Source organism: Cutibacterium porci (assembly GCF_009696315.1).
In the GTDB taxonomy this organism is placed as follows: Bacteria; Actinomycetota; Actinomycetes; order Propionibacteriales; family Propionibacteriaceae; genus Cutibacterium; species Cutibacterium porci.
Genome location: NZ_VUMG01000001.1, coordinates 429,858 through 455,504 on the forward strand (window position 1 = coordinate 429,858; position 25,647 = coordinate 455,504).

General features: G+C 59.8%; 19 protein-coding genes. 6 read left to right on the forward strand and 13 right to left on the reverse strand.

Features of this window, described 5'->3' with window-relative positions; all coding sequences use genetic code 11:
* Position 1 precedes the first annotated feature (1 nt).
* On the forward strand, positions 2–1,537 hold the full coding sequence (locus tag FYJ43_RS01785; protein WP_154561422.1) for a LutB/LldF family L-lactate oxidation iron-sulfur protein: 1,536 nt from the start codon (positions 2–4) through the stop codon (positions 1,535–1,537).
* Positions 1,534–2,214, forward strand: coding sequence for a LutC/YkgG family protein (locus tag FYJ43_RS01790; protein WP_154561424.1), 681 nt, complete (start codon positions 1,534–1,536; stop codon positions 2,212–2,214). Before FYJ43_RS01785 ends, FYJ43_RS01790 begins: the two co-directional genes overlap by 4 nt.
* Before the next feature lie 82 nt (positions 2,215–2,296).
* On the opposite strand, the gene FYJ43_RS01795 is transcribed toward FYJ43_RS01790, so the two are convergent.
* The 8 genes from FYJ43_RS01795 to FYJ43_RS01830 form a co-directional block, all read right to left on the reverse strand.
* Positions 2,297–2,491, reverse strand: a complete 195-nt coding sequence (locus FYJ43_RS01795; RefSeq protein WP_154561426.1) for a hypothetical protein — start codon at positions 2,489–2,491, stop codon at positions 2,297–2,299.
* 448 nt (positions 2,492–2,939) lie between these two features.
* Positions 2,940–4,544: a thiol reductant ABC exporter subunit CydC gene (cydC, locus tag FYJ43_RS01800; protein ID WP_154561427.1), complete on the reverse strand. Its 1,605-nt coding sequence runs from the start codon at positions 4,542–4,544 to the stop codon at positions 2,940–2,942.
* A complete protein-coding gene (gene cydD, locus FYJ43_RS01805) occupies positions 4,541–6,157 on the reverse strand; it encodes a thiol reductant ABC exporter subunit CydD (protein WP_154562112.1) in 1,617 nt (538 codons plus the stop codon). Before cydD ends, cydC begins: the two co-directional genes overlap by 4 nt.
* Before the next feature lie 27 nt (positions 6,158–6,184).
* Complete coding sequence (cydB, locus tag FYJ43_RS01810) at positions 6,185–7,258, reverse strand: cytochrome d ubiquinol oxidase subunit II (protein ID WP_154561429.1); 1,074 nt, start codon at positions 7,256–7,258, stop codon at positions 6,185–6,187.
* A gap of 13 nt (positions 7,259–7,271) precedes the next feature.
* Positions 7,272–8,792 (reverse strand): cytochrome ubiquinol oxidase subunit I, encoded by a 1,521-nt coding sequence (locus tag FYJ43_RS01815; protein WP_154561431.1) that lies wholly within the window; start codon positions 8,790–8,792, stop codon positions 7,272–7,274.
* Positions 8,793–8,942: 150 nt separating this feature from the next.
* On the reverse strand, positions 8,943–10,493 hold the full coding sequence (locus FYJ43_RS01820; protein WP_154561433.1) for an APC family permease: 1,551 nt from the start codon (positions 10,491–10,493) through the stop codon (positions 8,943–8,945).
* A gap of 112 nt (positions 10,494–10,605) precedes the next feature.
* Positions 10,606–12,591, reverse strand: coding sequence for an ABC transporter ATP-binding protein (locus FYJ43_RS01825; RefSeq protein ID WP_154561435.1), 1,986 nt, complete (start codon positions 12,589–12,591; stop codon positions 10,606–10,608).
* Positions 12,588–14,324 (reverse strand): ABC transporter ATP-binding protein, encoded by a 1,737-nt coding sequence (locus FYJ43_RS01830; RefSeq protein WP_154561437.1) that lies wholly within the window; start codon positions 14,322–14,324, stop codon positions 12,588–12,590. The genes FYJ43_RS01825 and FYJ43_RS01830 overlap by 4 nt, the downstream gene beginning before the upstream one ends.
* A 155-nt stretch (positions 14,325–14,479) precedes the next feature.
* On the opposite strand from FYJ43_RS01830, the gene FYJ43_RS01835 reads away from it, so the two are divergent.
* Together FYJ43_RS01835 and lysS are read left to right on the forward strand one after the other, a co-directional pair.
* Entirely contained in the window at positions 14,480–15,772 is a 1,293-nt protein-coding gene (locus FYJ43_RS01835; protein ID WP_154561439.1) for an ABC transporter substrate-binding protein, read from the forward strand.
* Between the two features lie 104 nt (positions 15,773–15,876).
* The gene (gene lysS / locus FYJ43_RS01840) at positions 15,877–17,409 is read left to right on the forward strand and encodes a lysine--tRNA ligase (protein WP_326833227.1); all 1,533 of its coding nucleotides are present in this window, start codon (positions 15,877–15,879) and stop codon (positions 17,407–17,409) included.
* An 89-nt stretch (positions 17,410–17,498) separates the two neighbouring features.
* On the opposite strand, the gene FYJ43_RS01845 is transcribed toward lysS, so the two are convergent.
* Positions 17,499–17,780: a cell division protein CrgA gene (locus tag FYJ43_RS01845; protein WP_326833228.1), complete on the reverse strand. Its 282-nt coding sequence runs from the start codon at positions 17,778–17,780 to the stop codon at positions 17,499–17,501.
* Between the two features lie 111 nt (positions 17,781–17,891).
* On the opposite strand from FYJ43_RS01845, the gene FYJ43_RS01850 reads away from it, so the two are divergent.
* Together FYJ43_RS01850 and FYJ43_RS01855 are read left to right on the forward strand one after the other, a co-directional pair.
* Positions 17,892–18,707: a DUF881 domain-containing protein gene (locus FYJ43_RS01850; RefSeq protein WP_154561441.1), complete on the forward strand. Its 816-nt coding sequence runs from the start codon at positions 17,892–17,894 to the stop codon at positions 18,705–18,707.
* A 91-nt stretch (positions 18,708–18,798) separates the two neighbouring features.
* On the forward strand, positions 18,799–19,446 hold the full coding sequence (locus FYJ43_RS01855; protein ID WP_154561443.1) for an anthranilate synthase component II: 648 nt from the start codon (positions 18,799–18,801) through the stop codon (positions 19,444–19,446).
* On the opposite strand, the gene pknB is transcribed toward FYJ43_RS01855, so the two are convergent.
* Genes pknB through FYJ43_RS01875 form a run of 4 tightly spaced genes read right to left on the reverse strand, consistent with a single transcriptional unit; the run spans position 19,424 to position 25,644 of the window.
* Positions 19,424–21,328, reverse strand: coding sequence for a Stk1 family PASTA domain-containing Ser/Thr kinase (gene pknB, locus FYJ43_RS01860; RefSeq protein ID WP_154561445.1), 1,905 nt, complete (start codon positions 21,326–21,328; stop codon positions 19,424–19,426). The genes FYJ43_RS01855 and pknB overlap by 23 nt on opposite strands.
* A gap of 46 nt (positions 21,329–21,374) precedes the next feature.
* Entirely contained in the window at positions 21,375–22,802 is a 1,428-nt protein-coding gene (locus FYJ43_RS01865; RefSeq protein ID WP_154561447.1) for a peptidoglycan D,D-transpeptidase FtsI family protein, read from the reverse strand.
* On the reverse strand, positions 22,799–24,190 hold the full coding sequence (locus FYJ43_RS01870; protein WP_154561449.1) for an FtsW/RodA/SpoVE family cell cycle protein: 1,392 nt from the start codon (positions 24,188–24,190) through the stop codon (positions 22,799–22,801). The genes FYJ43_RS01865 and FYJ43_RS01870 overlap by 4 nt, the downstream gene beginning before the upstream one ends.
* On the reverse strand, positions 24,187–25,644 hold the full coding sequence (locus FYJ43_RS01875; protein WP_154561451.1) for a PP2C family protein-serine/threonine phosphatase: 1,458 nt from the start codon (positions 25,642–25,644) through the stop codon (positions 24,187–24,189). Before FYJ43_RS01875 ends, FYJ43_RS01870 begins: the two co-directional genes overlap by 4 nt.
* Positions 25,645–25,647 lie beyond the last annotated feature (3 nt).

Consider the following 25,647-nt stretch of genomic DNA (forward strand, 5'->3'; position numbering starts at 1 on the left):
CATGAGCACCGAACTGCGTCGCGTCACATATGGAAACCATGGCGTTGCCCGCCTGACCCCGGCCCCCGACAAGCCCGGCCCGTACCTGGGTATGCCGAAGTTTTCGAAAGCCGTCAAAGCCGAGCTGAACTTGTCGGTGCAGCGTAAGAACATGCGCAATGCCACCACGACGATTCGTAACAAGCGCGCCATGCGCGTCTCAGAGTCGCCGGATTGGCAGGATCTGCGCGATGCTGCCGAGGCCATCAAGAATCGCGTCGGTCGCCACCTTGACCATTACCTCATTGAGGCCGAGAAGAACCTCACTGCCAACGGGGTTCACGTTCATTGGGCCCGCGACGGTGAGGAGGCCAACCGCATTGTTGCCCAGATCGCCAAGGACAAGGGGGTTGACGAAGTCGTCAAAATCAAGTCGATCACTAGCCAAGAAACCGACCTCAACGAGTACCTCGAAGAGCAAGGCATTGCGGCATGGGAGACCGACTTGGCCGAGCTTATCGTGCAATTGGGCCACGACCGCCCCTCCCATATCGTCGTGCCGGCCATTCACCGTAACCGCGCCGAAGTCCGCGAGATCTTCCTCCATGAGATGAAGAATTACGGCCGCCCGGCTCCCGAAGACATCTCGGAGAATCCGCCGGAGTTGGCCAACGCTGCTCGCCTGCATCTGCGTGAAAAGTTCCTGCGTGCCGAGATGGCCGTCTCGGGCGGCAATTTCGTGCTCGCTGACACCGGTTCTCTGGTGATCGTTGAGTCTGAGGGAAATGGACGAATGTGCCTGACCCTGCCTGACACCCTGGTCTCGATCGTCGGCATCGAGAAGGTCTTGCCGAGTTTTGACGACCTCGAAGTCTTCCTTAAGCTGTTGCCGCGCTCGGCCACCGGTGAGCGGATGAACCCCTACAACTCGGTGTGGAGCGGTGTGACGCAGGGGGATGGCCCGCAAGAGCAGCACGTCATTTTCCTCGACAACGGCCGTACTGACGTCTTGGCCGACACGCTTGGACGCGAAGTGCTGCGGTGTATCCGATGCGCGTCGTGTATCAACATTTGCCCGGTTTATGAGCGCGCCGGTGGTCACGCCTACGGTTCGGTGTACCCGGGGCCGATTGGAGCTGTGCTTAATCCGCAGCTGCGCGGTGTTACGCATCCTGTCGATCGCGGTTTGCCGTACGCGTGTTCGCTGTGCGGCGCCTGCAATGAGGTATGCCCAGTGAAGATTCCCTTCACCGACATCCTCCTCAAGCTGCGCAACAAGGTGGTCGAATCTGAAAAAGCTGACCGTATCCCGCAAGACTATGAGGTGGCCGGTGAGATGGGGCTCATGAAGACCGCCTCGTGGGCGTTTAGTGACCACAAGTACTTCGAGGCGATCCAAGTTGGCTCGCGTGGTGTGGGACGCGTCCTGCGCGGCAAGAAGATGGGTCCGATTCCGGTGCCGGTGGCCGAGCGGTGGCTCAAGTATCGCGACGTCGACGCACCGCCAACTGACACTTTCCGCACCTGGTGGAAGAAGAACAGGGAGGCTCAGCAATGACCACGATTAGCACTGATCCCGTTGCGCGTACCGAGATCCTTGCTCGGATTCGCCGCGCTAGCACCGATATCACTAATCCCGACCCGATCACAGATGTGCCAATCAGGTGGCAGTACGGCACTGGCGTTGAGATGGACGACGTCGTCGGCACCTTCGTCGAGAAGGTCATCGACTACAAGGCGACAGTGGTGCGAGTTAAGGGACTTGACGTTCCCCAGGCCGTTGTCGAGGGGCTGAAGTCTACCGGAGCCGAGCACAGCGCTGTCGTCCCGGTTGGTCTGGATGCGTCTTGGGCCGAGGCGATCAAGGCTGCCGGGTTTGATGTCCGCGTCGATGATCCGCAGTTATCAAAGCAAGACCTCAACAACACCGACGCTGTCGTTACTGCGGCTGCGTGCGGGATCGCCGACACCGGGTCGATCGTCTTAACGCACGTTGAGGACCAGGGGCGGCGGGCCATCACTCTCGTCCCAGATCGCCACGTGTGCGTCATTAAGGCAAGCCAGGTTGTTTCTGACGTTCCGCAGGCCATTCAGATCGTCAAACCAGCGGTTCATGAAGGCCACCCGTTGACCTTCATCTCCGGTGGTTCGGCCACTTCTGACATCGAGCTCTCCCGTGTCGATGGCGTTCATGGGCCACGTCGGCTTTATGTCATCGTCGTCGACGATCAGTGAGCTAATCGACTGACTCACACGCAAGACGCCTCCGCCTGACCAATCGGGTGGGGGCGTCTTGCGTGCGGGGGGGGTACTTGCGTCAGCGAGAGTCTGACGTGCTACGTGCGGTGGCAACATGAATGACCGCTGACGCGAGGCCGATCACAGCGAAGGGGATGTAAATCCACCAGTGCGTGCCGTGAGTGAGCGCATCGGTGATTTTGACGACAATGAAACCGGCGACAAGCCAGCCGACCAAGGCCAGGAAGGCGTTGCGCCAAGAGCGTTGAAACATGGTGATGAATCTCGTTAGCCTAGAGTAGGCAGCCGCTGACAGCGTCGCCAACGAGGATTGAGTGGACTGTTGCTTCACCTTCCGCAGGGGTGGTGATAGCTAGTGCAAAGTTGTCCGATCTGGCATCCGAGAGTTGCGACTGTGCTATCGCTGCTCCTCGTGACGCTGCTGGAGGACCCGGGTAGGGAAACTGAGAAAGATTCATTGAGAAGTGCGTAATTGATTACCGCTATTAGAGGCACGAACTTCAGTACGCTCGGTGTCCTGAGCTGTTGATGCAGTCGCGTGGACGATATTGCCAAAAATGTAACAGGGACAGTGTCACATTCAGTAACGACTTGTAGATTCCAGATTTAGTCTCATGTGTGCTGAAGGTCGCCACTGCAGCTGATTCGTGAGGTTGAGTGACGTTCGTCGTTGGCGGTCCCTGGCGAGTTTGCTGTGTAAGTTAGCCCACGTGCCAGATCCGGTCGCATCGTGCCATGACGAGGGGATCGTGGGTGATGACCACCTTCGCGGCCCCACCGGTGGTCGCCCACAGATCGTCCATGAGAGCTTCGGAGGTCTCGACGTCCAGGTGCTCGGTGGGTTCGTCGAGGATGAGCAGGTCGTGCGCCGCCGCATCAGCGCTGGCCTCGTGGTTGACGAGCACTCGGGCTAGGGCAAGTCGCTGGGCCTCCCCGCCGGACAGCGTCCCACCGTCCTCGGCGATGACCCGCCCCGGCGGCATAGTAAGCCCGGCTTGATCCAAGGCTGTGAGTACCTCGTCCTCGGTGGCCTCCTTGCAACCGATCCGCACGTTCTCGCTGATCGACGTTGCGAACACGTGGGCATTCTGGGCCAAGTAACGCACCCGCCCGGTGGTCGTCACTGTCCCGGTCAATGGTGGGATGAGCCCCATGATGGTTGCCGCGAGGGTCGTCTTGCCAACTCCTGACTTGCCGACGATAGCCACCGATTCCCCAGCCGTTACCTGCAAATTGACGTCCGATAGCACTGGCTGGTCTCCCGGCCAGCCAACCGTCAACCCCTCGATCACCAAGGAGGGTTTTCCCTCGGAAGCGGTCGCAGTGGGGGAGTCGCCTACCCCGACCTGAGGCGCGTCGAGCACTTCGCCCACCCGCTGCAGGGCCGCCTTGGCACGGGTATGAGTCTGGGCGGCTCCAGTGAACGCCCCGAACACTTCGTGGAGGGCCAGCGGGGTCAGTACCAACACAGCGAGCGTCCGCCCGCCGATCCGCCCGTCGGCGACCGCGTTGCCACCGATCCACAAGGCCGAGACGACTGCCAGCCCAGCCGCCAGAATTTGACCGGCAGTGCCGATCCCGCGCCCCCAGGCAGCTCTTCGCTCTGCGGAACGAAGACGAGCATCGACATCCAGTACGTCGGCCAGGATCGCATCTTGGGCCCCGTAGGCCACCAGATCGGGGGCGCAATGGGCTAGCTCACGGGTGCGGTCGGCCAGCTCACCACGTAGCGGTACCAAGGACGAGTCTGCGGACCGGGACAGGCGCTTAGTGACTGCTGGCATGATGGCGGCTGCCAGTAGCGCTGATAGCAGCAGAACCCCAGCCGAGGCCAATGAGAACCGGGCTAGCAGCGCCGTCGTCCCGATGATGACCAGGCTCGACGCGCATGCCGGCACGATCACCCGCACGACCATGTCCAACACCGCATCGACGTCGGCTGTCACCCGTACTAGGAGGTCGCCGCGGCGACGTCCCAGCAGAGTGGTGCGTGACAGTCGGTTATAGACCCGCATCCGCAATGCGCCTTGCATCCGCAGAGCCAGGTCGTGCCCGACCAGACGCTCGGCATAGCGGAAGACGCCGCGGGAAATACCGAAGAATCGCACCCCGACGGCGGCGGCCTCCAGGTAGAGCACTGGTGGCATTTCCGCGGCCCGAGACAATAACCAGGCTGAGACACCCATGAGGGCCACTGAAGCACCGGACGCACACGCTGCGAGCAAGGATGAGAGCACTAACGTCCAGCGACCGCGGGGCACATCCTGCAACAGGGTCTTGAGTAGCTGGGTGGTTCGCGTGGTCATGGCGTCACCTCCACGTCGACGACCCTGTCAGCCGCCTCGATGACATTGCGACGGTGGGTCACGACGAGCACCGACGCGCCTGATGCCCGTACTGCCTGCAACACGGTCGCTTCGGTGGCGGCGTCAAGACCTGCGGTCGGTTCGTCGAGGACTAACAGGCCGGCCCCGGCGTGTTCTACACGCACCAGAGCGCGCGCCAAAGCTACGCGGCGACGTTCTCCGGCAGACAGCCCCTCGGCGTCGTCGTCGACTCGCTTGTCCAACGGGATTGACGCGGCCCCGCAGCGGTCCAGGGCGTCGCGCAGCACAGACTCAGGTGCATCCGGGCACCCTAAACGGATGTTCTCAGCAACCGTTCCGGCCATCATTGCAGGCAGCTGAGGCACATAGGCTAGGTGACGCCGCCACGCCTGCCATACCGACTCGTCGGCTCCGACGAGCTCGCGATCACCAACGAGGATGGACCCGGCGTCGGGGTCGATGAATCCGAGCAGACACGACAGGGCAGTCGTCTTGCCACCGCCGGAGTGCCCGACGAGGGCGACGAGATTCCCAGGCTCGATGCGCAGGGACAACCCGTCAGGGGCGGCACGATCCGCCCCTTCATACGTGTGCGTCAACCCGCTGATGACCACCGGGACCTCGCGAGGTGAGGCGATCTCGACGTCGCTCTTGGGTGCCGTCGGCCGCCCGGACTCAATAAGCCCGAAGGACACTTCTGCGGCGGCCATTCCGTCAGCGGCATCGTGGAAGAGCACCCCCACCTGCCGCACCGGCAGAAATACTTCAGGGGCGAGGATGAGGATGAACAGGGACGTGCGCAGATCCATCCCGCCGGCGGCTACCCGGAACCCAATGGTGACGGCCACCAGCGCTACTGAAAGAGTCGCCAGTAGTTCAAGCACGAATGAGGACAAGAAACTGATGCGCAGGGTGTGCATCGTTTCTCGGTGATTGGCGGCCTCGGTACGACGCAGTCCCTCAAGTTGGGCGCGTGCTCGTCCAAAGACCTGCAGGGTCGGTAGACCGGCGACCAGATCGGCGAAATGGTTGGCCAGCCGGGTGGCCACGGCGAACCGCTTCGCTACAGCAGCCTCGGTTCGCCATCCGATAAGCGCCATGAAGAGGGGAATGAGCGGAATCGTTACGACAACGATGACGAGGCTGGTGAGGTCGTTGAGACCGATCGCAGTCGCCAGTACCACCGGCACGATGACGGCGAGCACGAGTTGGGGAAGGTACTTCGAGTAGTAGCCGTCGAGTGCGTCTAGACCCGTGGTCACCAGGTTTATGAGGGTCCCCGACGGCATGGTGGCGTCGGTGGGACGCGACAACCGGGCGTGCAGAATATCGCGTCGCAACTGTGATTTGACTGACGCTGAAGCCCGATGAGCCAGGGATTCTTGCAGCCAAGCAAGGCCGGCGCGGCCACAGAACACCGCTGCAAGCAGCCCACACCAGATTGCCACACCGTCGAAGCGGTGGGTAGCAAAGACCGACGAGATCCCGCGAGACAACAACCAGGCCTGTGCAAGGATGAGCAAAGCTGTAGCCACGCCCACCACGCACAGACCTGCGAGGAAGGGAAGAGTGGCCCGCGCCCGGCGAACCAGGCGCGGGTCAAGCGGAGCTGCCACGGATTATGCAGCCACCGCGGTGTCCGGGATAGCTTCCCGTGTGAGGCGCTTGCGGAACACCCAGTAACTCCAGATCTGGTAGGCCAGCACAATCGGTACGAAGACGCAGGCGCTGATCGTCATGATCTTGAGGGTGTACGGCGTCGACGAGGCAATCCACATGTCGAAGGGAATTCCTGCCGGGCGGTAGCCAAGGTTGCCGTACATGGCAATCATGCAGGCAACGATCATGAGGGCGATACCTAGACCGGTGCACAGGAATGCCAGACCTTCGCGACCCTTCGCAACGACTGTTGAACCCGCCGCCAGCAGTACGACGACGAGCAGGGCGAGAATCCAGGTGAGTACCTGACGCCCATCATTGGTGACGTACATGAGGTTAAACATCAAGGCCCATACCAGGGCGACGATGGTGGCGATCCAGCCGAGCTTGGCCGAGGTCTTGCGGGCGCGGTCGTGCAGGTCACCCATAGTTTTCAGTGCGACGAAGTTGGCTCCGTGAGCACAGAAAAGCACCACAAATAGGATTCCGCCCATGAGGGCAAACGGGGTGAACAGTCCCCAGAAGGAGGTCGTCACCAGCGGCGCGGTGCCTCCGTCAGGGGTCGGGCGTGGGCCGACGGCCAGGCCGCGTACGAAGTTCGCGAAGCCGACGCCGAGCACCAGGGTGGGCAGGAAGGACCCAATAGTGGCCATCCAGTCGAAGGTGTTGCGCCACGAGGACGATGGGTGCTTTGAGCGATATTCAAAGGACACGCCACGAATGATGAGTCCGAGCAGCACGAGCAGCAAAGGCAGGTAGAGGCCCGAGAACATCGTCGCGTACCAGCCGGGGAAGGCAGCAAACGTTGCGCCACCGGCGGTCAGCAGCCATACCTCGTTGCCGTCCCATGTTGGGCCGATGGTGTTGACCATGACGCGACGGTCCTTGTCGTCACGGCCCAAGAAGGGAAGCAGCATGGCGACGCCGAAGTCGAAGCCCTCCAAGAAGAAGAACCCAACCCACAGCACGGTGATGAGGATGAACCAGACGATCGTCAGCGGCGAGTGGGCGGTTGTTTCAAGAACGGGAAGCATGTCGGTGACCTCCTCAGTACGCGAAGGACACCACAGTGTCCTCGCCCTCGACAGCAGGTTGACGACGGTTCGGCAGTTCAGGCAGGCCCTTCTTGAGGGTCTTCCAGAACAGGCTCACCTCGACGATAGCCAGGATGCCGTACACCGCGGTGTAGGCGATCGTCGAGAAGAGCACGCTACCGGCCGAGACACCAGGAGACACAGCAGCTGTGGTCGGCAGTACACCGGCGACGATCCACGGCTGCCGTCCCATCTCAGAGAAGATCCAGCCGAAGGAGTTCGCGAATAGTGGCAGCAGCGGCAGGAGGGTCATGAAGACGCTTAGCCAACCGTGTGGCTTCGGATTGCGGTCACCACGCATTGCGACCAGCATGACGATGCCGACGATGACGGCGATCATGCCGAGGGTAATCATGATGCGGAATGTCCAGTAGGAGACTGGGACATTCGGCTCGAGCTTGATGCCGTTGGCGTCGATCTTCTGACGCAGCACATCCTGGTAGGAGGCTTGCAGGGAGGTCTGTGAATTGTCCCTGCGATGGTAGGTGTACTCATGAACCTGGTAGTTCTTGAGGTCGTCGATACCCTTGATCTCCTCGCCCCACTTGCCAGTGCCAAGGAAGCCGAGCATGCCCGGAATCTTGAGGGCCCACACCTCCTCGGAGCCATCCTTGTTGCCAATGGTGAGCACCGAGAAGTCTGAGGTGTTCTTGAAAGCACCTTCGGCGGCTGCCATCTTCATCGGCTGGGCGTCGGTCATTACCTTGCCCTGGTAGTCGCCGCTAAAGACGACGCCGATACCAGCGATGATGAGCACCCAGGCTCCGAACTTTGAGGCCCAGCGCCACGTGCGCGCGGTTTCGACGTCGTCGGCGTCAGAAATCTGGGAGGTGATGCGACCCTTGGCAACTTTGGAAAGGTGCCAGAAGGCGATCGCAGCGATGACAGCTCCCGCCACCATGTAGCAGGCGGAAATCTGATGGAGGAAGGTTGCCTTGAAGACCGGATTGGTGAGAACAGCACCGAAATCGGTCAACTCGGCTCGGTGGGTGACCGGGTTATAGCTGGCCCCGACGGGGTTTTGCATCCACGAGTTCGCCGCAAGGATGAACACAGCAGAAATCATGGTGCCAAGGGCTGTCAGGTAGATGCAGGCCAGGTGAACCCCCTTGGGGAGCTTGTCCCAGCCGAAAATCCACAGGCCGACGAAGGTCGACTCCATGAAGAAGGCCAGCAAGGCTTCGAGAGCCAGCGGGGCACCGAAAATGTCGCCGACGAACCGCGAGTACTCCGACCAGTTCATGCCGAACTGGAACTCCTGCACGATTCCGGTGACGACACCGAGGGCGAAGTTGATGAGGAAGAGCTTGCCGTAGAACTTGGTCAGACGTAGATAACGGTCGTTATGGGTCTTTAGCCACACTGTCTGCATCACAGCCACGAGCATTGATAGCGCGATCGTGATTGGGACGAAGAAGAAGTGGTAGACCGTCGTGATCCCGAATTGCCATCGGGCGATCAGTTGGGCATCCATGGCGGGTACCCTACTATCTGGGCTCATCGGTTTGGCCCGTCTGCGCAATGTTGCGTCAAAAAAGATCAAAAGGCCAGGGGGAGTCTCCCCATACAGGCAGTTTCAGATCACAGCCGTGTGGCCGTCGGCACCGATTGACTGCACACCGGTTCACGTCGTCGAATTCTCGTCGCCGTTTGGCAATGCCTCATGCGCGGGCACAGCGTCAGTAGAACTGTTCCGACGCAGTGGGGCACCGCGCCAATAGCCGACTAACGCTGTGACGATGATGAACGCCAAGGTGCCAAGCGTTAACGCCTCGAAGGACGCATACGACACCCCCTGCGCCTGCGAGAAGTCGTGCGGCATTCCGACGAGGGCCTCCACAGTGCCGGGGAAGATGCTGACCCACGACCCGAAGGCGACGAACGCCGTCGTCACGGTGCACATGAGGACGAACAGCCAGTTTGGTCCGGCTCGGAAGGGCCGCTCGACGTCAGGCTCAGTGAGGCGCAACTTGGCCGCGGCTGGAATGACAAGCAGGTAGCTGAATAGGTAGGTCGTGACTGCCACCCCTAGGACGACGTTGAAAAGGTCGGCGCTGGAGCCCGTCAGCTCCATTGCTGCCAACATGAAAAGAGTGGAGACAATACCCGATAGCAGATTGACGTGTACTGGCGTTCCCAGCTTGGGGTGGAATTTTCCGAAGAATCCACCAAAGAAAGAGCCGTCGGCAGCGGCCATAGCTTGCATTCGGTCGGACATAATCATCCAGGCTGCGCCTTGACCGATATTTGCCAAAGTGAACATGACAACGGCCAGCACCATCATTGGCTGTGCAGCCGGGCCGTATACTGAGAATACTGTATTGACGGCGTTAAGCAATCCGGAGACTCCATTAATGCCCGACGGCGGCAGGACAAGCAGGATGGTGGCTACTGGAAGTAAGTAGAAGATTCCTGCCATGGCGGCTGAGCGCAGCACTGAGACTGAGACGTCGTGCTGGGCGTTTTGCATTTCACCCGATGCGCTCGATCCGCTCTCAAAACCCAGGAAAGCGAAAAGCAACAAAGGCGTCAGGGTGATGAATCCGCTCAGAGTGGGAGAAAAACTATTGAGACTGAGGGGCTGGACGCCGTGCTTAGTTGCGTACACGGCTGCGGTGGCGATGAATATGCAGAGGAAGGAGATTTTGAAGAAAGCGCCGGCGGTAGGAATCCATTTGGCTTTTGCTAAGGACAGAATAGCGGCAAGTACCGTCAACCAGATGAAAGCTAATTTAAACAGGTAGTCGCCGGTAGACCCTGAGGAAAAGTGGACGAGGTGGTTGCGAGCAGCCTCCGCGTTGAGGAAGGCCATTGACCCTCCTACCCATACCGGTTGGGTGATCCAAGTGAAGACACTGGTGATAGCGGCAGCTGGCCGTCCGAAGGCGCGACGGGTCCACAGATACACCCCTCCCTCTCCGACAAACGCCGAGCCGGTCTCGGCAAAAATCAGGGAATAGGGGATGAGGAAGACGATGATGAGGAAGACCAGCCAGGTGAAGGTTTCGGGGCCTTGAGCTGAGACCGATCCCAACATTTCCAGCCCGACCACTGCCGAGACGATGAGGAAGACGATGTCGAATCGGTTGAGGGTGCGTTGTAGGACCTTCGTCTGGTCCTTCGCCATGGTGGTGTCGTTGTGGGCAGTGAGCTGGGTATCGGTGACCTCGGCCATGGGTCTCTTTCGTCGACGGGAACGACCGGCTGGGGGCTGGCCGGACGCTGCGCCCTAGCGGGCGCTGGATTTACTGTAAAGCCAGGCGGTGCCAACAGATGCGGCATCTCATTCATGCCGCGTTGAACTGCGTTTGGTACAGCTCGTAATAGTGGCCTTTACGCTCCAATAGTTGGCTATGGCTTCCCTGCTCGACGATGTCGCCATGCTCCATGACGAGGATGAGATCAGCGTCGCGGATAGTGGAGAGGCGATGGGCAATGACGAAGCTGGTACGCCCATCGCGCAGGTTTGCCATGGCTTCTTGGACGAGCATTTCGGTTCTGGTGTCTACCGAACTTGTTGCTTCGTCAAGGATGAGCAGGTCAGGGGCAGCGAGGAAAGCCCTAGCAATAGTGATGAGCTGTTTTTGCCCTGCCGACACATTGGATCCGTCTTCATCAATGACGGTGTCATACCCCTCGGGCAGGGTGTGGACGAAATGGTCGACGTGGGCGGCACGCGCAGCGTCAAGGATGTCGGTCTCGGATGCCTCAGGGCGTCCGTAGGCGATGTTGTCGTGGATCGATCCGCCAAATAACCAGGTGTCTTGTAACACCATGCCGAGTCGGGAGCGCAGCTCGGTGCGGGGGACGGTGGAAATATCGACGCCGTCGAGGGTGATGGCCCCGCCGTCAATCTCATAAAACCTCATGAGCAGGTTCACTAGCGTCGTCTTGCCTGCACCGGTGGGGCCGACAATCGCAACCGTCTGCCCCGGCTCTGCGACGAGAGACAGATCGGTAATGAGGGGCTTGTCCGGGCTGTAGGAAAAGTGAACGTGGTCGAAGACGACACGTCCCTGTGTTGCCGGAAGGGTCCCGGTAGCATCCGTGGATAATTCGTCGGCATCAAGGACTTGGAACACCCGCTCTGCGGATGCAACCCCGGATTGCAACAGATTTGCCATAGATGCAATCTGGGTGATCGGCTGGGTGAACATTCGGGAGTATTGGATGAAAGCCTGCACATTGCCTAGCGGCATCTGGCCTTTCGCGACTCGCAAGCATCCGATGAGGACGATGATGGCGTAGTTCGCGTTACCGAGCAGGAACATCACCGGTTGGATGAGGCCGGACACAAATTGAGCTTTGGCGGTAGCACGACGCAGCTCTTCGTTGCGGTCGTGGAATTCGTGCGCGACCGCCTGGCTGCGGCCAAAGGTTTTGACAAGGGCATGTCCCGAGTACGCCTCTTCCACCTGGGAATTGAGTTCGCCGGTGGCTTTCCACATCCGGGCAAACTGCCCCTGGGCCCGTTTGCCAATGAGGCCCGCGACGACCCCGGCGATCGGGATAACGATGAGGGAGATGACAGCCAGCAGCGGTGAGATCCAAAACATCATGGTCAACACCCCGATGACTGTCAGGACGGCGTTGAGAAGTTGCTGCAAGGTTTGCAACAAGGTTTGGGAGACGTTGTCGATGTCATTGGTCATCCGGCTCATGAGTTCGCCGTGGGGCTGTCCGTCAAAGTAGGACAGCGGCAATTTCTCCAATTTTGCGCTGACGCGACGACGCAGGTCATACATTGACCGCTGAATGGCGGTGTTGAGTAGGAACCCTTGCATGAACATGAGGAGCGCCGCGCAGGCGTACAAAGCCAGTGCCCAACCCATGATGATGCCGAGCCGGTGGAAATCGACGCCAGCGCCAATGATGACGTCAGGGTATTGCTGCAACAGGGTGACAATCTTGCCTCGATCTCCACCGTGGCCAGCCTGCCCAAGGCTGCTGATGAATTCGCCAGCTGTCATGCCGTGGGCCTCGGGAACATACTTGCCTATCTGCCGTCCGATGATCCCGCCGAAGATGACGTCGGTTGCGCGTCCCAGGATCTTCGGGCCGATGACGTTGAAGGCCACCGAGACCGCAGCCATGATGACGACGACTGTCAGCGTGATGCGATGCGGTTTGAGCTGGCCGAGCAGCCGTTTGAGGGAGGGGCCAAAAGAGATAGGTTTCTCGGCAACCCGAGCGGCACCGTGCCGGGAGGAGGCTCGGGCTATCTCGGCGTGTTTACTTCTGGTCGGTGCTCCAGCGGAGTCCTTGCCGGTCATGCCGCCTCCTCAATTGAAAGCTGAGAGTTGACGATTTCGATATAGGTCGGGCACGACGTGATGAGGTCGTCGTGGGTTCCCTGACCGACGATGCGTCCGGCGTCGAGAACGAGGATCTGATCGGCATTGCGGATTGTCGAGACGCGCTGGGCGACGATGAGCATCGCGGCGTCACCGTGACTGGCGTCGAGAGCGGCTCTGAGTCGGGAATCGGTGGCCACGTCGAGGGCGCTGAAGGAGTCGTCAAAAATGTAGAGTTGGGGGTTCTTGACCAAGGCACGAGCGATGGATAAACGTTGCCGCTGGCCGCCGGAGACGTTGGTACCACCTTGGGCGATGGTGGCTTCCAACTGGTTGTCCATGTGGGAGACGAAATCGTCAGATTGTGCGATACGCAGGGCATCCCAGAGCTCGTCGTCGGTGGCGTCGGAACGGCCATCACGCAGGTTCGATGCCACCGTGCCACTGAAGAGGTAGGGGCGTTGTGGTACCAAGCCGATGCAGCTCCACAGGCTTTCGGGGTCGTATCGGCGAACATCAATGCCCCTGACGAGCACGTGTCCGTCGGTGACGTCGACGAGCCGAGGAATGAGGTTGACCAGAGTGGTTTTCCCCGCCCCGGTCGACCCAATGATGGCAGTCGTCGTGCCACGGTTCACAGTGAAAGAGATGTCCTGGAGGACGGGCTCGCTTGCACCGGGATAACTGAATGTGACGTCGCGGAACTCTAACAAGGTGGGGTCATCCGGCAGGGTCGTCACGGGTTCGGAATCAATGGTCAGAGACGAGGAGGTGTGGAGCACTTCTTGAATGCGGGTGGCGCATACTGCGGCTCGGGGCCACATGACGACGAGCATGACCGCCATCATGACGCTGATGAGAATTTGCATGAGATATGTGGTAAATGAGGCCAGCACGCCGACTTCGGTCTGTCCGTTATCAATTCGTGCTGCCGCAAACCAAAACACCGCAATCTGGGACAGGTTCATGATGAGCATCACGAGAGGGAACATTGCTGCCATGGTCCGTCCGACGCTGACCTGAATGTCGCGCAGGGAGGAGTTGGTGACGTCAAAGCGCACTGCTTCGTGGCGCTCCCGGGCGAAGGCTCGAACGACGCGGATACCGGTTATTTGCTCACGCACTACCCGGTTGAGGTCGTCGATGCGTTGTTGCTGGCGCTGAAAGAGTGGTCCCATCCGGGAAACGATCAGTCCCGCGCCGACGGCTAGCAGGATGACCGCTGCGACGATGATCCAGGACAGCCCGACGTCGGCACGCACAGCCATAATGACCCCAACCACCATCATGATCGGCGCTCCGACAAGCATCGCCAACGTCATGAAAACCAGCATCTGGACTTGCTGGACGTCATTGGTGGTGCGGGTAATGAGTGACGGTGCCCCGAAGTGGCTGATCTCGCGGGCCGAGAAGTCGAGGGTTCGGGTGAACACGGCGTCGCGAATGTCGCGCCCCATTCCCATTGCTACCTGAGCGGCGAGGAAGACGGCAACGATCTGGCAGATCGTCTGTCCTAGAGCGACCGCCAGCATGAGGAGGGAGTGAGAGGTGACGTAGCTGGTGTCGACGTTGACGACGCCTTTATTGATGATGTCTGCGTTGATGGTTGGCAGGGTCAGGGCAGCGATTTGGGCGCATACCTGCATGACGATGATGACGGCTACTTGGGGTCGATAAGCCTTGAGGTGCTGGGCCACGAGTTTTGTCAGCAAAAGTGCTCCTTGGGCGGGAACGTGTGCAAGCGCCATTGTTGGGCGAATGCGAACCGACGACAGCCTAGTGGAGTTCGTCCTCGTCGAGTTCGCCGGTGGTCCCAGTGATGGGTCGGTAGGCTGTAGGTCGCAGGAGGCGGGTTGTTATGAGGGGGATGACGAGGCGGAGGCTGGCCCTGGTGACGGCCGGGGTCCTGGTGACGAGCATGGCAGCATGTTCGCAAGCGTCGTCCCCCATGGCTCCTCCCAGCTTTGATAATGCCGTTGACGTATGGCATCGAATGTCTATGGCTCCTGGGCTGCCAAGCCTTGAAAACGCTGGGGATGAATATCAGCGACGCAACCCTGGCGTGAATCTCAATGTGCACGCAATATCTGCAACAACTGACACATACCTCACCATGGTGGAATCTGCGGTTGCAGCCGGAAAAGGGCCATGTATGGCTCAGGTTCCAGAGGCGTCTGTCGAGAAATTAGCTCATGACGGGGTGCTGCAAGATGTCACCCAGTTTGCCGAACAGTATCGCGACAAATATGACCGTGGTCCGATGTCGAGGGTGTCATATCAGGGTCGCACCTACGGTCTCCCGCTCGACACTTCTCCGCTGGTTCTTTTCTATGATTCTGACGCTTGGGCTGCGGCTCATGTTGCACCGCCGAGTCAGTGGAGCGAGTTGCGTGCCGCAGCGGCAGTCCTGGCTTCTTCAGGTAAAGCGATAACCGATATGCCGGTGCAGGATGCGGGGTGGCTGGCAGCAATGTCTGACGCCACAGGTTCACCGTGGTTCACCCCAGTGAATGACACAACGTGGCACGTTGGTATTGATTCTGACGGAATGCACAAACTCGCCGATGAGCTGCAGCAGATGGTCGGTGCCAAGCAGATTATTTTATCGCGCAGTTGGGAATCAGTCCACAGCGATTTCGCTTCCGGGAAAATCGTTGGGCATATCGGTGCTCCAGGTGATCTCCCTGATCTCAAGGCTGTCGTCGGGGCAGGGCAGCATCATTGGAAAATTGCCACTATTCCTCCTTTCGACGGTCATGATGCGCGGGTGCCGTCATATCGAGGATCATCATGGGTGATTATGAAAGGGTGCAAAGCTCCGAAGGAAGCATTGGACTTTGCCGATGAGTTGGATGGTCAACCCGACCTCTTGACGGAGCGTGGTCTCATCCCGGCTGGTAGGGCCGACAAGATGACGACGCCAGCCTCGTTGAGAGGCTTGGTGGGGGACGAGGACATTGTCAAGGATCTGGCCGGTCATGGCCGCACAATTGCGGATGATTCATCGGTGTCCCCAGTGTGGGATGAGGTGGCTGCGGCATGGTCTCCTAGTGCGGAGCTGTGGGCGTCAAAGACAAAGGTGTCGACGACATTGCCCGCCCTGGCCGCTACGGCCAGGAGCGCCTTGGCGGCTAGTGGACTCAAGAGCAGCGGCAGGTAGGGTGCAGCAGCGCCCCACTAGCCGAGGCGTACCGGGGATTGGTAGCTCGGCGGCTTCGCCAATGCGCCATCGTCCCATCGCGTGCTTTTCGATAGAATCTTCCGGTGAATTCTGACACCGCATCCAGCCAGTCCCCTGACGTCTCTGAGCAGATGCAGGTCCGCCTCGATAAGCGGGCCCGGATCATTGCCGACGGAGGTCAGGCATATCCGGTCGATCTGCTTCGCGACCACACCTTGGCCGAGATCCGTCAGAAATACGCCGATGACAATGGCGAACCGATCATGGCCCCCGGTGAGGAGACGACCGATGAGGTCACTGTTGGCGGGCGTGTTGTCTTCGTTCGCAATACCGGAAAGCTTTGTTTTGCCAGCCTTCAGGACGGGTTTACCGAGGCGTCCAACGGCGAACGGCTACAGATCATGCTTTCCAAGGCTGAGGTAGGTGACGAATCCTTAGCCGCGTGGAAGTCCGACGTTGACTTGGGCGATCATGTCTGGGTGCGTGGCCGTGTCGTCGTTTCGCGTCGCGGTGAGTTGTCGATTATGGCCGCTGAGTGGCGGATGGCCTCGAAGGCGCTGCGCCCACTGCCGACCCTCCACAAGGAGCTTTCGGAGGAGACCCGAGTACGTCGCCGCTACGCGGATCTCGTCGTTCGCGAAGAGTCGCGTCAGATGGTGCGTACTCGCTCCGTCGTCACCCGCACGGTGCGTCGCGTCCTTGACGAACGTGGATTCCTTGAGATTGAGACTCCGATTTTGCAGTTGGTTCATGGCGGTGCTGCTGCCCGCCCGTTTAACACCCACCTCAACGCTTTCGACATTGACATGAGTTTGCGCATCGCCCTTGAGCTTTACCTCAAGCGGGCGATGGTTGGCGGCACCGATCGGGTCTACGAAATGGGTCGGGTGTTCCGCAACGAGGGCATTGATTCCAGCCATTCGGCAGAGTTTTCCATGCTCGAGGCCTACATGAGTTGGGGCAACCAATTCACTATTGCCGAGGTCATCAAGGACGTCATTATGGCGGTCGCTGACGCCCTTGACGTCCATCAGATTGAGACCCCCAAAGGTGTCATCGACCTCGACGGTGAGTGGCGCTGGGTCAGTGTTTATCCTGGGCTATCCGAAAAGCTAGGGCGCGAGGTTACCCTCGACACCCCACTGGAGGATCTGCGGGCAATCGCGGCTGAGCACGATGTTGAGGTTGACTCGTCGTGGGAGGCCGGGAAGGTCGTCATGGAGTTGTTCGGTGAACTCGTTGAACCTGACCTCATTAACCCTACGTTTGTCTGCGATTACCCGGCTATCGCCCAGCCACTGGCTCGCCCACACCGAGACGATCCTCGCATGGTCGAGGCCTGGGATCTCATTATTGGCGGCATGGAGCGCGGCACTGGGTTCTCTGAGCTCGTCGACCCAGTCATTCAGCGTGAGGTGCTCACCAAGCAGTCTCTCGCTGCCGCTGCGGGCGACCCTGAAGCTATGCAACTCGATGAGGACTTCCTTGAGGCGTTGGAATTTGGCTGCCCGCCCATGGGCGGCCTGGGGCTTGGCGTTGACCGGCTGGTGATGCTCTTTACTAACGCTGGCATCCGCGAGACGATCTTGTTCCCGCTGCTCAAACCGGAACGCTGATTCGGGTCGGGGTACGTCGGCGGGCGGCGTGCGTCGCCCGCCAACACACGTGGGATTGTATGTGTCGTGCGGGGCGGTGAATCGCTAGCTTATTTCCACAAAGTGGCGATGCCGAACCCGGCAGCCATGAGGCCCATACCGATGAGGATGTTCCAGTCACCCAGGTTGCTCATGCCGGGCACCTGATTACCCGCGATGTAATAGACGATCAGCCACAGTACGCCGAGCAAAAAGAGGGGGACGAAGACTTTCGGAACCCATGACCGATCAACCGGGGCAGCCTTCTTTTCAGCCCGGCGTTCGTTCATGGTGGCCCGGTCCTTGGCCTGGGCCTTCTTCTTGGCTTGCGGTCTGACCTTCGATTCGGGCACGGTGACTACTCCTGGGGATTGAGGACACGCCCACCGACCGTGGACTGCTTGACTAGCCTAGAGGACGTACGCCAATTCCGGCGAAACGGGTCAGCTTACAAGAGGGGGACGATGAGCGACGACACCAACCCTGACGATCGTCGCGGCGACGACGTCGATTGCGACTCCAAGGCTGCGACAGACCCGTCAATTCAAGATGTGCGATCGGATTCGCGTTATCCGCGTCTGGCCAGATTCGCCACCATTCTTGTCATGGTTTTGGCTGGGTTCATGATGACGACGGCTGCTATCAATTCCCGTGGCCGTGATCTTCGCCCTGAGCGTGACACCGACATGGCAACGTTGGTGCGGAACCAGGCTAGCCACAACGCTGCTCTGCAAAAGGAGGCAGCCGGTTTACGGGCTCAGGTGGACGATCTTTCTAAGGCCGATCAAACACCGGGCGCGAAATCCTCAGTCGTGTCGTCGGCGTCGGCCTTAGCGCCGTCTGTCGGTTTGGGGGCTGTCAGAGGGACAGCTTTGCGCGTCACCCTGAAAGACGCGCCTCTCAGCGAGAATCCGGACGGGGTCGACGCCAACATGCTGGTCGTCCACCAGCAGGACATTCAGATGGTCGTCAACACCTTGTGGTCCGGGGGAGCAGAGGCTATGACCATTCAGGGACAGCGGGTCATGTCCACGACTGCGGTGAAATGCGTCGGAAACACTGTTGTCTTGCATGGTGTCGCCTATGCTCCGCCCTACGTCATTGAGGCGATTGGCGACCCCGATGCTATGGAGGACGCCCTCGACACCTCCGAGGCGGTAAGCATATATAAAGAGTATGTGAGTGCTTACCAGCTTGGGTGGTCGGTGGAGAGAGCCGGTGACGTCACCATGCCTGCCTACACCGGTACGGTTGCCATGGGCTATGCCACGCCTCGGTGAGCCATTCTTGGGTAGGGCATTCTTGGGTTTGGACATGGACACAACTCGGTCATGATGGCGTCGCGGCGTCAGCCTGCGCCACAATGACCCCATGACTGCCAGGATCCTCGTCGTCGATAACTACGACTCATTCGTGTGGAATCTTGTGTCCTACCTAGGTCAAATTGGGGCGGACACGACGGTTGTTCGCAATGATGATCCCCTCTTCGATACCCCGCAGCGGTGGCAGCCCTTCGATGGCATCCTGCTTTCACCTGGACCTGGGCGTCCCGAGGATGCCGGGGTGTGTGTCGATATTCTGCGCGGTGCTCGTCGCCCCATCTTCGGCGTGTGCCTTGGAATGCAGGCCATGGCCGTGGCGTGGGGAGGCCATGTCGGTAGAGCCCAGGAACAACTTCACGGCAAGACGTCACCTATTCACCATGAAGGCAAAGGGGTTTTCGCTGGCCTGCCGGACCCCATCGTTGTCACCCGCTACCATTCCTTGGCCGTGGATGAGGTTCCCGCCGAGCTGGACGTGACGGCACACACTGATACCGGCGTCGTCATGGGGCTGCGTCACCGCAGCTTGCCAATCGAGGGAGTGCAATTTCATCCCGAATCGGTTCTTTCCCAGTACGGTCACCAGATGCTTGCCACCTGGCTGGCGGAGTGCGGGGACGCTGATGCCCCTGCTCGCGCCAGTCAGATGAGCCCGCTGATGAGTGCTCCGGGTTTTAGCGCCCCGACGTTGAGCTAGCTGTGGGTCGAGCAGTCGACGAGGGGGGCACTACGGGGGTCGGTACCGGGGCAATTGACGACGACGGATCCTCAGTCGGAGCAGAATCTGTCGGTGATTCGCGTTGAGTAGGCTGCGATGGCGTGACGGCAACGAAAACCTTGATAGCTGTCGACCTGTCAGCAATAGCCCCGTAATCCGGGTCCTGACCAAAGACGGTGCCCGGAGCAGCAGTGGACGTCATCTGACGCTCCACCGAGATGGAGAATCCGCTCGATCCAGCGGCTGAGTTAGCCTCCTCGACGCTCATGCCTTTCAGGTTCGGTACCACCGATTTGCCGGTGGCGATCGTCAAGGTGACTTGCTGATCGGGGGTTAGCGACGTCCCGGCGTCCGGGCTGACGGCGTCGACGGTACCAGCCTTCGCTGAATTCGGCTCAGTCTTGGGGTCGTCGTTCGTTACCTTGATCTGGCTATCGGAGAACCCGGCATCTGTGAGGGCTTTAATCGCGTCAGCCTTAGACGATCCGACGATGTTTTGCGGGATCGTCAGCTGCTTCGGGCCGTCGTTAACGGTGATCGTCACCTCACTACCTGCAGGAACCTTCTGGCTGGCGGCGGGACGCTGCGAGACAACTTGGTTGGCAGTCGACTCGTCCTTTTGGACGTGGCTGACCTTAACCTTCAAACCGGCATTTTCCAGCGTTGAGGTTGCTCCCTGCTGGCTCAAACCGGTGACTGCCGGTACGTCAACCATCGTCACGGTGCGGGAGGGCGTCGGTGCGGCAGGTTCGGCGGACGGACTCAGCATTTTGTGTAATCCGAACCCGAGTAGAACAAGCAACACCACAATGATGGCGAGCACAATTGGCCAACGTTTGCGGCGCGGTTTCTCAGGTTCTTGGGGGCTTTCAGCGCGAGCAGGGCTGGCTTGATCCCGCTGAGTAGCAGCTGTCGGGATGGACGTTGCAGCACTCCCGGCAGCCGCTGGAATGAGGTGAGTTTGCTCCTCGGTGTCAGCCTCGGCGTCGCCGTGAGTCTGCATCGCGAACGGTTCACGCCCCGACAGCAGACGATCAATGTCGTCGCGCATCTGTTTGGCAGTCTGGTAGCGATCCGCCGGGTCTTTGGCGAGCGCTTTCAGCGTGATGGAGTCCATCTGGGGTGTGATCTCAGTATCCAGAGAGGACGGCGGGGCGGGAATCTCGCGGACGTGTTGGTAGGCCACCGAGACGGGGGAGTCCCCGATAAACGGCGGGCGCCCGACCAACAGCTCGTAGAGCAGACAGCCGGTGGCATAAATGTCGGCGCGGTTATCGACGGTTTCACCGCGGGCCTGCTCGGGGGACAGGTACTGGGCGGTGCCAATGACTGCGGCAGTTTGAGTCATGGTGGCGGAGGTGTCGGCGACCGCTCGCGCGATACCGAAGTCCATCACTTTGACGTAGCCCTCGCGGGTGAGCATGACGTTGGCCGGCTTGATGTCGCGGTGGACGATTCCGGCAGCATGGGAGTAGCTCAGCGCGTCGAGTACACCTTGGGTGAATTCGAGTGCACGGCGGGGGAGGATCTTGCGACCGTCACGCAGCACATCGCGCAGAGTGTGACCGTCGATGAGCTCCATGACGATATACGGCACCTGTAGGCCGGTGGTGGGGTCCTTCGTTTCACCGGTGTCGTATACGGCAACGATATTGGGGTGATTGAGCCGCGCAGCCGACTGCGCCTCGCGCTGGAACCTCGCCTGGAAGGTGTCGTCGCTGGCGAGATCGGTGCGCAGCTTCTTGACTGCAACATCGCGGCCGAGACGGTGATCCCGTGCCTTCCAGACATCAGCCATGCCGCCACGCCCGATGAGATTTTGCATTTCGTAACGCCCGGAGAGCCAACTCTCAGCGCTCATTGAGGGATCTCCTTTGTGTTGACGTCGTGAGGTGTGTGTCTGCTCGTCATCTCATCGCCTCGATAACATCTTTAGCGATGGGAGCCGCGAGTCGGCCTCCCGAGACCTCGTTGATATCAGTGTCTGACGATTGAATAAAGACGGCTACCGCGACGTGCGGGTTGTCTGTCCATCCCACGAACCACGCATACGGGGCTTTACCCTTCAAGGTTTGCGCAGTGCCGGTCTTGCCGCCGACGGTGACCCCGGAGATGCGTGCCCGTTTGCCGGTGCCGTTATTGACAACCGAGACCATCATCGACTTCAACTGTTCGGCTGACTGCTTGGTCATCGGCTGGGACATCTGCTTGGGACGATGCTCGGAGACCACCTGCAAGTTGGATGCCCGGACTTGCGCTGTGAGGTAGGGGGTCATGAGTTTGCCGTCGTTGGCGATACCGGCGGTCACCATTGCCATTTGCAGTGGAGTGGCTGCGACGTCGAATTGGCCGATCGAACTTTGCGCCAGCTCGGCATCGGTGAGGTTCTGCGGGAATTTCGACGCGACGGACGAGATGTCAGAGCCGACGCTCTTGCCAAATCCGAAGCGCTCAGCTTGGTCGCGAACCTTGTCCTGGCCCAAGGTCACCCCGAGTTTGCCGAAGGCGGTATTGCACGAAATTTCGAGGGCATGGTTCAGGGTGATCTGGCTTCCCCCGCAATTGGAGTCGTTCGTCAGCGGGGTGCGAGTGCCTGGCAGAATCCAGTCTTCCGGTGAGTCGATTTTGGTATTCGGGTTGTACCCGTTCTGTAGAGCGGCTGCAGCAGTCACCAGCTTGAATGTCGATCCTGGGGCGTAGATCTCTCGCGTTGCACGGTTCGACAGTGGAGACGACTTATCTGCGACGAGGTCTTTCCACGCCTGGGTGGTGTCGTCGAGGTGATGGGAGGCAAGGGCGTTGGGATCATACGAGGGCGAGGACGCCATAGCTAGTATTGCGCCGGTGGTGTAGTCCATCGCAACGACGGCACCCTTTTTACCCTTGAGCCCGTCCCATGCGGCATCCTGCGCTTTAGCGTTGATCGTCGTCGTGATGGAGCCGCCTTCAGGTTTGTGGCCAGACAGCGTTCCGGTAATGCGGGAGAGCCACTGCGCATCGGACGTTCCGGTGAGCTGGGCGTTCTGGGTCTGCTCCAGCATGGTGCGTCCATAGTAGTAGGAGTAATACCCAGTAATGGGGGCATATTCTGGCCCTGACGGGTACACCCGCTGATAGGCAAACTTGCCGCTGCTTGACGTTGTCGTGGCGATCGGCATCGAGCCAACCAGGATGTTGCCGCGGTTTTGGGAAAATTCTGCGTCGCGCACCCTGACGTTGCGGGGGTCATTGTTGAGACCGGCCTGGCGGAAAAGAGCCGAACCCGTGAGGTTAGCCATGAGAGCCAGAAACATGAGCCCGGCAAGTAAAGAGACTGCGCGAATTTGCTTATTCATCGCGTGCCTCCATGCGACGTGATTTCTTGTTGTGGGTTAGGGGCGGTGGCGACGAAGTTGTCGGCAGGTTTCCGGTTTCGGTGCGAGACGATCATGATAATCGCGACGATGACCCAGTTTGCTATCAACGACGATCCACCTTGGCTCATAAACGGTGTTGTCAGACCAGTCAACGGCAGGAGACGGGTGACGCCACCGATGATGGCGAAGACCTGCAAGGCGAGCGTGAAGGACAATCCAGCGACCATCAGTTTGCCGAACTCGTCGCGGCAGCCCAGGCTGGTGCGCATACCGCGAGCGGTAAAGATGAAAAAGAGCACGATGACAGCCATGAGGCCTGTGACGCCAAGTTCTTCGCCAATGGATGTAGCGATGAAGTCGCTCCACGACAGTGGGACCATGCCGGGACGGCCTAACCCCCAGCCGCGCCCAGCTAGCCCTCCCCAGGCGAGCCCATATTGCGCCTGGATGATTTGGTAATTCTGGCCGTAATCGGTGAAGGGGTGCAACCACGAGTCGAAGCGAATCCGTACGTGGCCAAAAAAGGCGTATGCCAGTACTGCGCCGCCGATGAAACTCACCGCTCCCAGAATGGCCCATCCGACTCGCTCGGTGGTGACGTACAGCATGACGACAAACATGCCGTAAAACAGCATTCCAGTGCCCAGGTCATTTTGGTAGACGATGACGAGCATTGTCGCTACCCACATGACGGCAATAGGGCCGAGGTCGCGGGCGCGCGGCAACGTAATTCCGAGGATCTTATGCCCAGCGCGGGACAAGACGTCGCGATTGTCGACGAGGTAGCCAGCGAAAGCGATAGCTAACACGACTTTCGATACCTCGGCCGGCTGAAAAGTATAGGAGCCAACGTGGATCCACACTCGGGACCCCAATTTCTCAATGCCAAGGCCTGGTATTAAAGGCAGCAAGAGAAAACTGAGGCCCACGATAAACAGTACGTACGGGTATCGCTGCAAGTTTCGGTGGTCGCGCAGGATGAGCAGGGTCGCAATGAACAGGATAACGCCCATAGCCGTCCACAAGGCTTGGGTTTCCATGCGGTGGTAGTGGGGGTTGGGAATGTAGTCAATGCGATGAATCATCGCTAGCCCGAGCCCGTTGAGTGTGAAGGCAATGGGCAGGATGACCGGGTCGGCATAGGGGATGACGATTCTCACAAAGATATGCGCGACGAGTGCGATAGCTAGCCATGCACCACCGACGATCGTCCAGTTAGCTGGCACAACGTCATTGATGTTGAGTTCGGTTAAAGCCCATCCGCCGAAGCCGATAGCCCATGAAAGGAGGAGCATGAAGAGTTCGGTCCAGCGCCTCTTGGCCTGTACGACGACTGTGCCGTCATCGAAATCCTGTTCGATATTCATCGGCAATCTCCCGGATTGACGGCTGGGAGGTCTACCTCATCTTCCGTTGGAGATGGCGTCGCGGAGGATGGCGTCGGTATGGCCGGGGGGCGCGCGGCCTGGCCACTTGGGTGGGCGGTAGCGGAAGGCCGCAGGGGTGCTGGGGGAGTCGTCGGGGATGTGGCGGGGGTCGGTGCATCCTCGTGCCTGATCGCTTGGCATTGCTGAGCTCCGCTACGCAGTTCAGCAACGGTGGCATGTGCTGAATCCATCGAGGAGACTCGGATGTTCGCTGAGACGCGGCTTCGGTAATAGCGGGGAAGATCAGCAGCCTTGATGTCGGTTTTTTCGGCGACGTGGGATAGCTGAATCCAGGCTAAATTGTCGGGTGATCCCTGGTAGATGGCTACGGTGTCGTTGTCAATACCGACGTAATACTGGGTACTGAGGTAGGCCCGAGTACCGAAAATCCCGCCGGCCACTACTGCGATGACGGCTGCAATGACAACCGGCCACAGCCAATGGCGGTGGTGACGGTTCATGGAGTCGACAGGGGCATAACGCATTGACTCTTCGGCTTCGGAGTCAAACAGCACCGTTGACTTGCCGCGGCTTTTCGACGTGGACGGCGGTTGCTCAAGGGACAACGGTGCGGTGACCTCATGTTCGGGTACCTTGCGGGTTGTCGCCGCGCCAATGATGTGAGGTTCTGACGCGTCCAATATGGGATCGAACTCGACGACCTCGGCGACGACGATGGTGATGTTGTCAGTGCCGCCGCCAGCATGGGCATCTGTGGTGAGCAGATCGACGACGTCGTCGAGGTTGGTGGTGTTGAGGTGTTCAGCGATCGTGTCGTCATCGACGAGGCCGCACAGTCCGTCAGAGCAGAAGAGAATGCGGTCGCCTAATCGAACATCCACGATCTGGGTGTCTGGGACGTGCTGAGGCTGACCGTTGAGCACCTTGAGTAGCAGGGACCGGTGCGGGTGAACAGCGGCCTCCTCGGGGGTGATCTGCCCGTCGTCGATGAGGGACTGCACCCAGGAGTGGTCGTGAGTCATCCGCTTCATGTGGCCTTGGCGCAGCAGGTAGCCACGGGAATCGCCGATGTGGACGATGCCGAGCTGGGTACCAGAGAACATCGCGCCGCAGAAGGTTGTTCCCATTCCCTCCAAGGAGGAGTCCCATGCGACGAGATCGGCGAGCTCGTCGTTGGCGTCAGCTACCGCACCAGAAAGAACGGTGAGCATCTCCTCGCCGTGAGGGTGTGCCGGGGCGTCGTCGCCGGAGAATCGTCGATCGACTCTCGCTACATGACGCACGGCGACTGTCGAGGCAAGATCACCTGCGGCTGCCCCGCCCATGCCGTCAGCGACGACGAGCATCCTTGGGGAGACGTATCCGGAGTCTTGGTTGTTGCGCCGGACTAGGCCTATCTCGGAGTGGCATCGAATATCGAGGGAAAAGGCCATCGC